This window comes from Streptomyces sp. Q6 (assembly GCF_036967205.1).
Classification (GTDB): domain Bacteria; phylum Actinomycetota; class Actinomycetes; order Streptomycetales; family Streptomycetaceae; genus Streptomyces; species Streptomyces citrinus.
This window is the reverse complement of record NZ_CP146022.1, coordinates 2,741,558-2,755,901: the sequence shown is the minus strand read 5'-3', so window position 1 is coordinate 2,755,901 and position 14,344 is coordinate 2,741,558. Positions and strand designations below refer to the sequence as shown.

General features: G+C 70.7%; 10 protein-coding genes and 3 tRNA genes. 7 read left to right on the top strand and 6 right to left on the bottom strand.

The features are described 5' to 3' along the window. Window positions 1–32: 32 nt before the first annotated feature. From V2W30_RS12860 to V2W30_RS12845, 4 genes are all read left to right on the top strand, one after another. A complete protein-coding gene (locus V2W30_RS12860) occupies window positions 33–1,346 on the top strand; it encodes a deoxyguanosinetriphosphate triphosphohydrolase (RefSeq protein ID WP_338696248.1) in 1,314 nt (437 codons plus the stop codon). A 153-nt stretch (window positions 1,347–1,499) separates the two neighbouring features. Continuing rightward, window positions 1,500–2,765, top strand: coding sequence for an NAD(P)/FAD-dependent oxidoreductase (locus V2W30_RS12855; protein ID WP_338696247.1), 1,266 nt, complete (start codon window positions 1,500–1,502; stop codon window positions 2,763–2,765). A gap of 34 nt (window positions 2,766–2,799) precedes the next feature. Continuing rightward, window positions 2,800–4,695: a DNA primase gene (gene dnaG / locus V2W30_RS12850; protein ID WP_338696245.1), complete on the top strand. Its 1,896-nt coding sequence runs from the start codon at window positions 2,800–2,802 to the stop codon at window positions 4,693–4,695. Window positions 4,696–4,862: 167 nt separating this feature from the next. Further along, a complete protein-coding gene (locus tag V2W30_RS12845) occupies window positions 4,863–6,149 on the top strand; it encodes an RNA polymerase sigma factor (RefSeq protein WP_338696243.1) in 1,287 nt (428 codons plus the stop codon). An 81-nt stretch (window positions 6,150–6,230) separates the two neighbouring features. On the opposite strand, the gene V2W30_RS12840 is transcribed toward V2W30_RS12845, so the two are convergent. The 4 genes from V2W30_RS12840 to V2W30_RS12825 form a co-directional block, all read right to left on the bottom strand. After that, window positions 6,231–8,159, bottom strand: a complete 1,929-nt coding sequence (locus V2W30_RS12840; RefSeq protein ID WP_338696241.1) for an ABC transporter ATP-binding protein — start codon at window positions 8,157–8,159, stop codon at window positions 6,231–6,233. Further along, a complete protein-coding gene (locus V2W30_RS12835) occupies window positions 8,159–9,898 on the bottom strand; it encodes an ABC transporter ATP-binding protein (RefSeq protein WP_338696239.1) in 1,740 nt (579 codons plus the stop codon). Before V2W30_RS12835 ends, V2W30_RS12840 begins: the two co-directional genes overlap by 1 nt. Before the next feature lie 197 nt (window positions 9,899–10,095). After that, complete coding sequence (locus V2W30_RS12830) at window positions 10,096–11,526, bottom strand: FGGY family carbohydrate kinase (RefSeq protein ID WP_338696238.1); 1,431 nt, start codon at window positions 11,524–11,526, stop codon at window positions 10,096–10,098. A gap of 39 nt (window positions 11,527–11,565) precedes the next feature. Then, window positions 11,566–11,868, bottom strand: a complete 303-nt coding sequence (locus tag V2W30_RS12825) for a YtxH domain-containing protein (RefSeq protein WP_338696237.1) — start codon at window positions 11,866–11,868, stop codon at window positions 11,566–11,568. Between the two features lie 170 nt (window positions 11,869–12,038). Between V2W30_RS12825 and V2W30_RS12820 the strand changes: the two genes are divergently transcribed. The 3 genes from V2W30_RS12820 to V2W30_RS12810 all read left to right on the top strand — a co-directional run bounded on the left by V2W30_RS12820 (window position 12,039) and on the right by V2W30_RS12810 (window position 12,444). Then, window positions 12,039–12,111 (top strand) — tRNA-Asn (locus V2W30_RS12820). A 5-nt stretch (window positions 12,112–12,116) separates the two neighbouring features. Next, a tRNA-Asn gene (locus V2W30_RS12815) sits at window positions 12,117–12,189 on the top strand. A 178-nt stretch (window positions 12,190–12,367) separates the two neighbouring features. Beyond that, window positions 12,368–12,444, top strand: a tRNA-Ile gene (locus V2W30_RS12810). Window positions 12,445–12,500: 56 nt separating this feature from the next. Here the strand turns inward: V2W30_RS12810 and V2W30_RS12805 are convergent. Together V2W30_RS12805 and V2W30_RS12800 are read right to left on the bottom strand one after the other, a co-directional pair. Then, entirely contained in the window at window positions 12,501–13,349 is an 849-nt protein-coding gene (locus V2W30_RS12805) for an aminoglycoside phosphotransferase family protein (protein ID WP_338696235.1), read from the bottom strand. Window positions 13,350–13,386: 37 nt separating this feature from the next. Then, complete coding sequence (locus V2W30_RS12800) at window positions 13,387–14,343, bottom strand: IS481 family transposase (RefSeq protein ID WP_338694943.1); 957 nt, start codon at window positions 14,341–14,343, stop codon at window positions 13,387–13,389. Window position 14,344 lies beyond the last annotated feature (1 nt).

Genomic DNA, 14,344 nt, shown 5'->3' with positions numbered 1-14,344 from the left:
TCAATGTCAGTGGGTGCCCTTACTGTCAGTGCATGGACGGCAGCAGCACGTACGAAGGCGCGACCGCGTATGACGACGGCGCGGTGGAGCGCTGGGCTCCCGAGCCCGACAAGCGCCCGGGGCGCACCGCGTTCCAGCGCGACCGCGCCCGCGTCCTGCACTCGTCGGCACTGCGCAGACTCGCGGGCAAGACCCAGGTCGTCACGCCCGGCACGCGCAGCCGGCACTGGGACGCGAGCCCCCGCACCCGCCTCACCCACTCCCTGGAGTGCGCCCAGGTCGGCCGTGAGCTCGGCGCCGCCCTCGGCTGCGACCCGGACCTGGTCGAGACGGCCTGCCTCTCCCACGACCTGGGCCACCCACCCTTCGGTCACAACGGCGAGCAGGCGTTGAACGAGGTGGCGCAGGACTGCGGCGGCTTCGAGGGGAACGCACAGTCGCTGCGCCTGCTCACCCGCATCGAACCCAAGCGCTTCGTGCGCTCCGAGGAGTCGGGCGAGCTCGTCAGCGTGGGGCTGAACCTCACCCGGGCCGCTCTCGACGCCGCCACCAAGTACCCGTGGCCGCGCGGCGAGCACCCCACCGACCCGCACTCGTCGAAGTTCGGCGTGTACGAGGACGACCGGCCGGTCTTCGACTGGATCAGGAAGGAGGCGCCAGGCCGCCGCACCTGCTTCGAGGCGCAGGTCATGGACTGGTCGGACGACGTCGCGTACTCCGTGCACGACCTGGAGGACGGCCTGCACGCGGGCCACCTCGATCCGAACGTGCTGCACGCGGAGCCCGAGCGCGCCGAGATCTTCACCGTCGCCATCGGGCGCTATGTGCCGGGCGACACGGACCCCGCCGAGCTGTCCGCCGCCCTCGACCGGCTCCTCGACCAGGAGTGGTGGCCGCACGGCTACGACGGCACGGCGGTCGCCCAGGCCCGCTTGAAGGACGCCACCAGCCAGCTCATCGGCCGCTTCTGCCTCGCCGCCGAGGGCGCGACCCGCGAGCGGTACGGCACCGGCCGCCTGACCCGCTACGGCGCGGAGCTCGTCGTCCCGCGCGCCGCCCGGTACGAGTGCGCGGTCCTCAAGGCCGTCGCCGACCGGTACGTGATGCAGCGCCCCCAGCAGGAGCGGCTCCGCGCCGACCAGCGCGTCGTCGTCGCCGAGCTGGCCGAGGCCCTCACGGCCCGCGCGCCGGACGGCCTCGACCCCCAGTTCCGCGCCCTGTTCGACGACGCGCCCGACGACCGTACGAGAAAGCGCGTCATCGTCGACCAGATCGCGTCCCTCACCGACGCCTCGGCCCGCTCGCTGCACGCCCGCCTCAGAGCCGACCGGCCGGGCGCCGACTGACGGGTCCCGCGCGGCGGTTCGGAACGTTTCCCTCCCCGCCCCGCGACCACTGGGCGTGACGAAAAGATGGTCTGTTCGGGCCACGCCCCCTTCCCGCATCACGCTGCGTGCGGGACGCTCGCACAAGACGGCATGGCAACGAGGAGGCATCAAGTGGTCGACGCGGACCAGACGTTCGTCATCGTCGGAGGAGGGCTCGCCGGTGCGAAGGCCGCCGAGACGCTCCGCTCGGAGGGGTTCACCGGGCGAGTCATCCTCATCGGCGACGAACGGGACCACCCCTACGAACGCCCACCCCTGTCCAAGGGCTACCTCCAGGGCAAGGAGGACCGGGACAGCGTCTTCGTCCACGAACCGGCCTGGTACGCGAGCAACGACATCGAGCTGCACCTGGGTCAGACGGTCACCACCATCGACCGGGACGCGAGGACGGTGCACCTCGGCGACGCCACCGTCATCCGCTACGACAAGCTGCTGCTGGCCACCGGCGCCGAGCCGCGCCGTATGGACATCCCCGGCACGCACCTCGCCGGCGTCCACCACCTGCGCCGCCTCGCCCACGCCGAGCGGCTGAAGAACGTCCTGGCCGCGCTGGGCAGGGACAACGGCCACCTGGTGATCGCCGGCGCCGGCTGGATCGGCCTGGAGGTCGCCGCGGCCGCCCGCGAGTACGGCGCCGAGGTCACCGTCGTCGAGCCGGAGGCCACCCCGCTGCACGCCGTGCTCGGCCCCGAGGTCGGGCAGATCTTCACCGAGCTGCACAGCGACCACGGCGTCCGCTTCCACTTCGGCGCGAAGCTCACCGGCATCGTCGGCCAGGACGGCATGGTGCTCGCGGCGCAGACCGACGACGGCGAGGAGCACCCCGCGCACGACGTGCTCGCCGCGATCGGCGCGGCCCCGCGCACCGCGCTCGCCGAGGCCGCGGGCCTGACCCTGGTCGACCGGCGGCACGGCGGCGGCATCGCCGTCGACGAGCGGCTGTGCACGTCCGACCCCGACATCTACGCGGCCGGTGACGTGGCCGCGCTCCGGCACCCGCTCTTCTCGGCCACACTGCGCGTCGAGCACTGGGCCAACGCCCTGAACGGGGGACCGGCCGCCGCCCGCGCCATGCTCGGCAAGGACGTCCGCTACGACCGCGTGCCCTACTTCTTCTCCGACCAGTACGACCTGGGCCTGGAGTACTCGGGCTGGGCACCCCCGGGCACGTACGACCAGGTCGTGCTCCGCGGCGACGCGGGCAAGCGCGAGTTCATCGCCTTCTGGCTCAAGGACGGACAGGTCCTCGCCGGGATGAACGTGAATGTGTGGGACGTCACGGAGCCCATCCAGGAGCTGATCCGCTCCGGCGTACGGCCCGGCGCCGAGCGCCTGTCGGACCCCAGCGTCCCGCTGAACGATCTTCTGGAGGCGTAACGGGAGTGTCGGTGCGGGACCGTAGACTTGCCGCGTGGCAGGCAGGATCAATGACGAGGACGTGAAGGCGGTTCGGGACGCGGTCCCGATCGACGCCGTGGTGTCCGAGTACCTGCAACTGCGCAACGCGGGCGGCGGCAACCTGAAGGGCCTGTGCCCCTTCCACGACGAGAAGTCCCCGTCCTTCCAGGTCAGCCCGAGCAAGGGGTTCTTCCACTGCTTCGGCTGCCAGGAGGGCGGCGACACCATCACGTTCGTGATGAAGGTCGACCACCTCACGTTCTCCGAAGCGGTGGAGCGCCTCGCCGGCCAGGCCGGCATCACGCTCCGCTACGAGGAGGGCGGGTACAACCCGCAGAACCAGCGCGGCGAGCGGATCCGCCTCGTCGAGGCGCACAAGGCGGCCGCCCAGTTCTACGCGGAGCAGCTGGAGTCGCCCGAGGCCGAGATCGGCCGCAAGTTCCTCGCCGAGCGCGGCTTCGACCAGGCCGCCGCCGCCCACTTCGGCGTCGGCTACAGCCCGGCCGGCTGGGACCACCTCACCCGCTATCTGCGCGGCAAGGGCTTCAGCGACAAGGAGCTGACCCTCTCCGGGATCTCCCAGGAGGGCCGCCGCGGCCCCATCGACCGGTTCCGCGGCCGCCTCATGTGGCCGATCCGCGACATCGGCGGCGAGGTCGTCGGCTTCGGCGCCCGCCGTCTGCGCGACGACGACAACGGCCCCAAGTACCTGAACACGCCCGAAACGCCGATCTACAAGAAGTCCCAGGTCCTGTACGGCATCGACCTCGCGAAGAAGGACATCGCCAAGTCCAGCCGAGCGGTCGTCGTCGAGGGCTACACGGACGTCATGGCCTGCCACCTCGCCGGTGTCACCACCGCCATCGCGACCTGCGGCACGGCCTTCGGCACCGACCACATCAAGATCCTGCGCCGCCTCCTGATGGACAACGGCTCGGCCCGGGTGATCTTCACCTTCGACGGCGACGCGGCGGGCCAGAAGGCCGCCCTGCGCGCCTTCGAGGACGACCAGAAGTTCGCCGCCGAGACGTACATCGCGATCGCGCCGGACAACATGGACCCGTGCGACCTGCGCCTCGCCAAGGGCGACGAAGCGGTCGCCGACCTGGTCGAACCCCGCACGCCGCTCTTCGAGTTCGCGCTGCGCCAGATCGTCGGCCGCTACGACCTGGAGACCCCGGCGGGCCGCGCCGCCGCGCTCGACGAGGCGGCGCCCGTCGTCGCCCGTATCAAGAACAGCGCCTCGCAGCACGAGGTCGCCGTCCAGCTCGCCGGCATGCTCGGCATCCTCGACACCCAGTTCGTCGTCAAGCGGGTCGCGCAGCTGGCCCGCTGGGCGCGCGACCGAGGCGGCAAGGGCCCGGCGCCCACGCGCGGCCAGGCCCCGGTGGAGGCCGCCTCGGGCCCCGCGTTCGGCGGCCCCGCGCTCACCCTGCGCAACCCGGTCTACGCGACCGAGCGCGAGCTCCTCAAGCTCGCCCTCCAGTACCCGCACCTGGTCTCCCCGGCCTTCGACGCCTACGGGATCGACGAGTTCACGGCCGCGCCCTACGCCGCCGTACGCCTGGCGGTCCTGGAGGCGGGCGGCGCCGAGCAGGGCATCCAGGACCCGCACGAGTACCTGGTCAGGGTCCGTGACGCGGCACCCGACGACGCGGTGCGGGCCATGGTGACCGAGCTCGCCGTCGAGGCGATCCACCGCAAGACCGTCGACGAGGCGTACGCGGGCGAGCAGCTCGTCTGGGTCCGCCGGCGCGCCGTCGACCGCCGCATCCGCGATGTCCAGGGCACCCTGACCCGCCTCGGCTCCGGCGGCGACCCGACCCAACTGGCAGCCGTGCAGAACGAGTTGTGGGTGCTCCAGCAGTACGGGCAGGCCCTGCGCGAGCGAGGCGCGGAAGCGCTCTAGAGCGGACCGCGCGCCCGGCCGCACATTCACGCGCTGTTTGTAGCCGTATCGGTCGGGGCAGAGTGGGCACCCGTACATCACGGTAACCGCGCGGTCACGCACCGGACTCAAAAAGTCAACGCACGCCCCTCGTGGCGGCACTGTGTCGTACTCCACACTGGGTTGCGGTGCCTGAGTCCTCGGAGCGCGGCCGGACCCCGGACAACGGGTCCGACACCCCCGCGGTTCCGCTCATCGTGTACGGGACGGACAGCGGCGAGGCCGCCGCTGACGCCCCTCGGCCGCACGCCTCAGCAGCGATCACCTTGGAGGTCGCCCCCGTGCAGACCCAGACCCTCAGTCAGAGCGACAGCACAGCGCAGGCCCTCACCGATCCGGCAGCCGTGGCGGACAGCGACGTCCTCACCACGGTGCCGCCCCAGAGTCGTGCCGCGCACCACCCGGAGGCGGACGCCGCGGACCCCGAAGCGCCGGACGAGCCCACGGCCACCGAACCGGTCGAACCGCCCGAACCCGTGCGCGGCGCCCGCGCCGACACCAGCGGCCCGTCCTCCGACCTGTTCCGCCAGTACCTGCGCGAGATCGGCCGCATCCCGCTGCTCACCGCCGCGGACGAGGTGGAGCTCGCGCGCCGCGTCGAAGCGGGCCTGTTCGCCGAGGAGAAGCTCGCCCACGCCCCCGACCTGGACTCCCAACTCGCCCTCGACCTCGACAAACTGGTCGTCATGGGCCGGATGGCCAAGCGCCGCCTCATCGAGGCGAACCTGCGCCTGGTCGTCTCCGTGGCCAAGCGGTACGTGGGCCGCGGCCTGACCATGCTCGACCTGGTCCAGGAGGGAAACCTCGGCCTGATCCGGGCCGTCGAGAAGTTCGACTACGCCCGCGGCTACAAGTTCTCGACGTACGCGACCTGGTGGATCCGCCAGGCGATGAGCCGGGCCCTCGCCGACCAGGCCCGCACGATCCGCGTCCCGGTCCACGTCGTCGAACTCATCAACCGCGTCGTCCGGGTGCAGCGCCGCATGCTTCAGGAACGCGGCTACGAACCGACACCGGAAGAGGTCGCGGCCCACCTGGACCTCCCGCACGAGCGGGTCAGCGAAGTCCTGCGGCTGGCCCAGGAACCCGTCTCCCTGCACGCCCCGGTGGGCGAGGAGGACGACGTCGCGCTCGGCGACCTCATCGAGGACGGCGACGCGACCAGCCCCGTGGAATCGGCGGCGTTCCTCCTGCTCAGGGAACACCTGGAGGCCGTCCTGTCGACGCTCGGGGAGCGCGAGCGCAAGGTCGTCCAGCTCCGCTACGGCCTCGCCGACGGCCGCCCCCGCACCCTGGAGGAGATCGGCCGCATCTTCGGGGTGACACGGGAACGCATCCGCCAGATCGAGTCCAAGACCCTCAACAAACTCAGGGACCACGCCTTCGCGGACCAGCTGAGGGGTTACTTGGACTGAAGCTGATCAAGCCCCGCCGGCGACTGAGGCGCGAGGTCCGGGGCGGAGCCCCGCGACCGCAACCCCGGCAGGGCTTCCCGATCAGTCGACCTCGGCGACCGCCTGAGCGAACTGGGCCTCGTACAACCGCTGATAAGCCCCGCCGGAGGCGACCAGCGCGTCGTGCGAGCCCTGCTCCACGATCGCCCCGTTCTCCATGACCAGAATCGTGTCGGCATCGCGGATCGTCGACAGACGGTGCGCGATGACGAACGACGTACGACCGGCGGCGAGCCGCGCCATGGCCTTCTGGATGAGCACCTCGGTCCGGGTGTCCACCGAGCTGGTCGCCTCGTCGAGGACCAGTATCACGGGGTCGGACAGGAAGGCCCGCGCGATGGTGATGAGCTGCTTCTCACCCGCGCTGACGCCCGTGCCCTCGTCGTCGATCACGGTGTCGTACCCGTCGGGCAGCGTCCGGATGAACCGGTCGGCGTGCGCGGCCCGCGCCGCCTCCTCGATCTCCTCCGGCGAGACGTCCTTCGCGGCGCCGTACGCGATGTTCTCCGCGATGGTGCCGCCGAACAGCCAGGTGTCCTGGAGCACCATGCCGATACCGGCCCGCAGTTCGTCGCGCGACATCGTCGCGATGTCGACCCCGTCGAGCGTGATGCGCCCCCCGGTGACGTCGTAGAACCGCAGCAGCAGATTGACGAGCGTGGTCTTGCCCGCGCCCGTCGGCCCGACGATCGCGACCGTGTGCCCCGGCTCCGCCGTCAGCGAGAGGTCCTCGATGAGCGGCTTGTCCTCGTCGTAGCGGAAGGCGACGTGCTCGAACTCGACGTGCCCGCGCAGGTTCTGCGGCTTCGCACCCGGCACCGGATCCGCCGACTGCTCCTCCGCGTCGAGGAGTTCGAAGATCCGCTCGGCGGACGCGACACCCGACTGCACCAGGTTCGCCATCGACGCCACCTGCGTCAGCGGCATCGAGAACTGCCGCGAGTACTGGATGAAGGCCTGCACGTCGCCGATGGAGAGCGACCCGCTGGCCACCCTCAACCCGCCGACCACGGCGACCAGCACATAGTTCAGGTTCGAGATGAAGAACATCAGCGGCTGCATGATGCCGCTGTTGAACTGCGCCTTGAACGAGGCCTCGTACAGCGCTTCGTTCTGCTCGGCGAACTGCTCGGCCGACTCCTGCTGCCGCCCGAACACCTTCACCAGGTTGTGGCCCGTGTACATCTCCTCGACGTGCGCGTTCAGCACACCCGTGGTCTTCCACTGCTGCACGAACTGCGGCTGCGACCGCTTGCCGACCTTCGCCGCGACGAGCACCGACAGCGGCACCGTCACCAGCGCGACCAGCGCGAGCAGCCACGAGATCCAGAACATCATCACGAGGACGCCGACGATGGTCAGCAGCGAGTTGAGCATCTGCCCCATCGTCTGCTGGAGCGTCTGCCCGATGTTGTCGATGTCGTTCGTCGCCCGGCTCAGCACCTCGCCGCGCTTCTGCTTGTCGTAGTACGACAGCGGAAGCCGCGACAGCTTCGCCTGCATGTCGCCGCGGAGCTTCGCCACGGCCAGGTTGATCGCCCGGTTGGCCAGCCGCGTGCCGATCATCATGGACACGCCCGCCACCGCGAACACCGCGAGCGCGAGCAGCAGCACCTCGCCGATCGCCCCGAAGTCCACGCCCTGGCCGGGCGTGAAGTCGACGCCGCCGAGCATGTCGGCCATGCCGCCGTCACCCTTGGCCCGCAGGCCCTCGATGACCTGCTCCTTGGTCTGCCCGGCCGGCAGCTGCCCGCCGACGATCCCGCCGAACAGCAGGTCGGTGGCGTGCCCCAGGATCTTCGGCCCGACCACCGAAAGGCCCACACTGATCACCACCGCGACCAGCACCCCGACCACCGACGCGCGATGCGCCGCGAGCCGCTTCAGGAGCCGCTTGCCCGACCCCTTGAAGTCCATCGAGCGCGCGTTGGGCCCACCGGCCGCCATCCGCGCCGCCATCGGCCCACTCATCAGGCGGCCTCCGCTTCCGTCAGCTGGGAGAGGACGATCTCCCGGTACGTCTCGTTCCCGGCCATCAGCTCGTGGTGGCGCCCGGTGCCGACCACCCGGCCCTCGTCGAGCACGATGATCCGGTCCGCGTCGCGGATCGTCGCGACCCGCTGGGCCACGATCACCACGGTCGAGTCGGCCGTCTCCGCCCCCAGCGCACGGCGCAGCGCCGCGTCGGTGGCGTAGTCGAGCGCGGAGAAGGAGTCGTCGAAGAGATAGATCTCGGGCCGCTGCACGAGCGTGCGCGCGATCGCGAGCCGCTGCCGCTGACCACCCGAGACGTTCGTCCCGCCCTGCGTGATCGGCGCGTCCAGCCCGCCTTCGAGGCGGGAGACGAAGTCCTTGGCCTGCGCCACCTCCAGCGCGTGCCACAGCTCCTCGTCGGTCGCGTCGGGATGCCCGTACCGCAGGTTCGAGCCGACGGTCCCGGAGAACAGGTACGGCTTCTGCGGGACGAGTCCGACGGTCTTCGCCATCAGGACCGGATCGATCTCGCGGACGTCCTCGCCGTCGACGTACACGACGCCCGCGGTGGTGTCGTACAGCCGCGGCACGAGCCCGAGCAGCGTCGACTTGCCGCTGCCGGTCGAGCCGATGACCGCGGTGGTCTCGCCGGGCAGCGCGATCAGGTCGACCCCGCGCAGCACGGGCTCCTCGGCGCCCGGGTAGCCGAAGTCGGCGCCCCGGATCTCCAGGTGCCCGCGCCGCCGCAGTTCCCGTACGGAGTTCTCGGGGGCCGGCGGCACGACGCTCGACTCGGTCGCGAGGACCTCCTGGATGCGCTCGGCGCACACCTCGGCGCGCGGCACCTGCATGAACATGAAGGTGGCCATCATCACGCTCATCACGATCTGCATCAGATACGCGAGGAACGCGGTCAGGTCACCGATCTGCATGCCGCCGCTGTTGATCCGGTGCGCGCCGAACCAGACGACGGCGATCGAGGCGACGTTCACGATCGTCATGACGAACGGGAACATCAGCGCCATGATCCGGCCGGTGGCCAGCGACGTCTCCGTCAGATCCCAGTTGGCCCGGCCGAACCGGTCCTTCTCGAAGTCGTCGCGCACGAAGGCGCGGATGACGCGGTTGCCGGTGATCTGCTCGCGCAGCACCCGGTTCACCGTGTCCAGCTTGACCTGCATGGACCGGAACAGCGGTCGCATCCTGCGGATGATCAGCGACAGCACGATCGCCATCACCGGCAGCACGGCGAGCAGCACACCGGACAGCGGCACGTCGAGCCCCAGGGCCATGACCACACCGCCGACGCACATGATCGGCGCCGACACCATGAGCGTGAAGCCCATGAGCACCAGCATCTGGACCTGCTGCACGTCGTTCGTGGTCCGGGTGATCAGCGAGGGCGCCCCGAACTGGCCGACCTCACGCGCCGAGAACGACTGCACCCGGTCGAAGATCCCGCCCCGCATGTCCCGCCCGAGAGCGGCGGCGGTGCGCGCGCCGAAGTAGACGGCGCCGGTGTTGCAGACGACCTGCACGACGGTGACGCCCAGCATCAGGGCGCCGAAGGTCAGGATGTAGCCGGTGTCGCCGTTGACGACACCGTTGTCGATGATGTCCGCGTTCAGCGTGGGCAGGTACAGCGCGGCACAGGTCTGCAGGAACTGCAGCAGCACCAGCAGCCCGATGGGTTTCTTGTACGGCCCGAGATAGGTCCGCAGGAGTTGTATGAGCACGCTCTGTCTCTCGTGGGTCGGCGGTCTGAGGGTGAGCGGTGGACAGGGGAGGGCGACGGGGGAGAGCGGTACGTCCTCGTCCCGACGGGCGAAACGAAGACGCATGGACCCCTATCGTCGGACACTCCACCCGCGTTACCTCAACCGATTGACCCAAGAGCGTTCAAAGACCGGCCACGGGGTGCTACGGCGGACCGTCAGGCGAACGCACCGGGGTGGATCTGCTCCCGCACCGCCCGGTACTGCTGGCGCACCGCCTGCCCGACCGCCAGCTCCTCGCCCGGCTCGAAGACCTGGGTGGCCGCGCCCTGCCACATCGGCAGCTGCCCGGTCATCGCCCACGCGGCCTGGCGCGCCGCGCCGATCGCCGCGTAGTCCGCGGGCTGCGGCACCACGACCTGCGTCCCGAACAGCATCGGCGCCGCACCCTGTACTGCGTGCAGCTCGGCGGCCGCGCCCAGCAGGAACACCCGCCGCACCTCGACACCCCGCCCGCGCAGCACGTCCAGCGCGTCCGCGAGCCCGCACAGCATGCCCTCGAAGGCCGCGCGCGCCAGATGCTCGGGCCGCATGGACTCCCGCCGCAGCCCGCTCAGCGTCCCCGCGGTGTGCGGCAGGTTCGGCGTCTTCTCGCCCTCCAGATACGGCAGGAGTACGAGACCGTGGGCGCCCGGTGTCGACTTCACGGCGAGCTCGGACAGCTCCTCGAGCCCTCCGTCGAGCCCCAGCATCTCCGCGGTGGCGCGGGGCGCCCGCACCGCGTTCAACGTATGCACCACCGGCAGATGCATGCCGGTCGCGTCGGCGAGCGACGTAATGGCACCGCTGGAGTCGACCAGCGCCTCATGGTGCACGGCCATCACGGAACCGGAGGCCCCGAGCGACACGACGGCGTCGCCGGCCCGCACCCCGAGCCCGAACGCGGCGGCCATGGTCTCCCCGGTCCCGGCCGAGATGATCAACCCCTCCGGGGTCGTCCCCGCGGCGTCGCCGGGACCGAGCACCTCCGGCAGCACCGCCTGGTGCCCCAGCGCGAGCTCCACGAGGTCGGGCCGCCACGAGCCGCTCGCCGCCGACCAGTACCCGGTGCCCGAGGCGCCGCCCCGGTCGGTGGTCCGGCGCGCGGGGCGCCCGAGCAGCTGCCACACGAGCCAGTCGTGGGCCTGTAGAAGGGTGCCCACCCGCTGCGCGTTCTCCGGCTCGGTCCGCGCGAGCCAGCGCAGCTTCGCGATCGGCAGCGGCGCCTGCGGCACGCAGCCGACGGCCTCGGCCCACGCCTCGCGCGAGCCGAGCCGGTCGATCAGGTCCGCGGCGGCCGCCTGCGCCCGCTTGTCGCCGCCCACCAGGGCCGGGCGCACGGTGTTGCCCTGGGCGTCCAGCGGCACCAGGGCGTTCTGCTGCGCCGAGACGCCGATGGCCTGCACGCCTTCGAGCAGCCCGCCGCCCGCGGCTTCGCCGAGCGACAGCAGCCAGGCCTGGGGATCCACGTCGGAGGGCCGACCGCCCCCTTCGGCCGTCTCCAGCGGATGCGGGGCGTACCCCTGCCGGAGCACGGCCCCGGTGTCCGCGTCACAAACGACGATGCGTGTGAAATCGGGCGAACTGTCCAGCCCGGCGACTATCCCCATGCCGGAAATTCTGCCGTACCGCGCGCCACTCCCGTACCGCTACGTGTTGCTGGTGCCCCAGTCGTCGCTCTCGGTCCGGTCGCCGCGATCCCGCAGTGAGCGGACGCGGTCGGCCACCGAGTCGGGGACCCGGCTCTCGACCTTCTCGCTCACGGAGTGGAACGCCTTCCCGGCGTAGGTCCGGGTCTGCTGTGCGGCGGACTCCGCGGTGTTGCGCACCGTGGGGTTCTGGGAGATCTCGCGTGCGGTCTTCTTCAACTTCTCGTACCGCTCGCGGCCGGCCCGCGTCCCCAGCACGTAACCCAGGGCCAGACCGCCGATGAATGTGAGCCGGTAGCGCATGTCGGCCACCCTTCCCTAGCAAGGTTCGAGGTCGTATCTGACAGGCTCGGTGATCGCAGGGGGGATACCGATTGGCGGAGCACCCCCCTGCTTGCGCTAATGTATGTGTCGCAGCGAGCGCACGCCGCCTGGCAAGTACCCAGGTAGGTACGTTCGAAGCAACGAGACATTCCCCTGTAGCTCAATTGGCAGAGCAGCCGACTGTTAATCGGCAGGTTACTGGTTCGAGTCCAGTCGGGGGAGCTCGATCTCCTGTAGCTCAATTGGCAGAGCAGCCGACTGTTAATCGGCAGGTTACTGGTTCGAGTCCAGTCGGGAGAGCTGTCGAACAAGCCCCCTCGGTGAACACGCCGGGGGGCTTTTTCGTGCGCGGTGGAACCGACCGCGTACCTGCGGAGTCCTCAAGGTCGTGCAGAGCCGAACCATCCGAGGCAGGAGATCGTATGAGCGGCTATGCTGCGGCAGACGGCGCGCACACTTGTACGCGCCACGCCGTGACGGGGCGGTAGCTCAGCCGGTTAGAGCAGCGGACTCATAATCCGTCGGCCGTGGGTTCGAGTCCCACCCGCCCCACCAAGGTTGGTAGAGCAGAATCGTTCTGACCTGCCTGTACGTAACCTGATGACCCGTCACTAAAACAGTGGCGGGTCATTTGTCACTCCATGGGCCGCATCCCGGAGCCGCCCGAGCCACTCCGTGGCCAGGCGGCGGCCGTTCGGGAGGCGGTCGTCGCGGTCCCAGCGCCAGGTGGTGACCATCGCGAGGACGAGCGTCCGGCAGGCGCGCAGGACGGTCTGGTCGACGCCCGGACAGTGCGCGCCGACCTCTTCGGGTGCGTGGGCCAGGTCGAAGGCGACGGGGCCGCGGCAGCATGTCTCGAAGTCGATGAACCGTGGGCCGCTCTCCGTGGCGAGCAGGTTGCCCGGGTGGGGCTCGCCGTGCAGGAGTTGCTCGGGGCCACCGTGCTCGGCCACCACGCGGCTCAGGTCGCTGAGGGTGGCGCGGAGCAGTGCCCGGTCCGCGTCGGCGAGTGCCGGGGTGCGGTCGGGGTCCGCCAGGAGGCGCATGGCCTGGGCGATCCGGTCCGTGTAGTGCGGGGTCGGGACGTCCAGGGTGCGCATGCCGCTGTGCAGGCGGTGGAGCGCCTGGGCGTAGGCGGGCGCGGGGATCTCGGGCCGGGGCGTGGGCGCGTAGTACGTCCACAGGGTGATGTCGAAGCCGTCGCGTTCGAGGACGCGCGGTCCACAGGCGGGCGTGGCGACCGGGCAGCCGGCCTCGGTGAGCCGCTGGGCGAGCGCGATCTCGAACCGGGCGACCCCGTGCGCGGCCGGTGCCACGCGGGCCACGACGTCGCAGGGGAGCAGGCGCAGGGTCAGTTTGTTCGAGTCGTGGAGGACGAGCGCCTCGGTGGCCGGTAGACCGAGGGCGGTGGCGGTGTCCAGGGCCGCGGTCCTCGCGCGGGCCGACTCCGGTGCCTGCATCGTCGCTCGGCCCCTCCCGTGATGGAATCCGCACGGCCTAGGTGTATTGACCCGCAGGGTTGTTGACGCGGGTGATGGGTGGCTGGCCGCCGAGTGCGGTGTGGCTGCGGTGGTGGTTGTAGGTGTGCAGGAAGTCTGCCAGGGCCGCGGTGCGTTCGTCGTTTGAGGTGTAGAGCCGCAGGTAGGCCCATTCCTCGAGCAGGGTGCGGTTGAAGCGTTCGACCTTGCCGTTGGTCTGGGGCCGGTAGGCGCGGGTGAGCTTGCCACTCGCGCCGAGTTCGGCCAGGACGTTCTTCCAGGCCAGGCCCTTGCGGTAGGCCCAGGCGTTGTCCGTCAGCACGCGTTCGATGCGGGTGATGCCCATCTCGGCGAAGAACGCGGCCGCGCGGGTGAGGAAGGCCGCGCAGGTCGCGGCCTTCTCGTCCGGGTGGATCTCGCTGTAGGCGAGGCGGGAGTGGTCGTCGACGGCCGAGTGGATGTAGTCGTAACCCATGTTGTTGCGGGTGACGCGGCCGGCCTGGCGGCCCAGGGCCTTGTGGCCGCCGCCGTCGGGAATCCGGCCGAGTTTCTTCACGTCGATGTGGATCAGTTCGCCGGGCCGGTCGCGTTCGTAACGGCGGATCACGGTGCCGGTCGGCCGGTCGATCCAGGACAGCCGGTTCAGCCGGTGGCGGGTCAGAACGCGGTGCACGGTCGAGGCGGGCAGTCCCAGGATCGGGCCGATCCGGGCCGGCCCGAGCTTGCGGTCGGTCCGCAGCCGGCAGACGTCGGCCTCGATACTCGCCGGGGTCCGATGCGGTGTCGTCAAAGGCCTGCTGGAGCGGTCGGCCAGGCCCGCCCCGCCCTCGGCTCGCCACCGCCGGAGCCATTTATGGGCGGTCGCCCGCGAGATGCCCATCTCGGCGGCGACATGGGCGACGGGACGGCCGGACGCGACACGTTCGACCAGCAGGCGCCTGCCGTGCACGGTCAGCCGGGCATTACGGTGGGACACG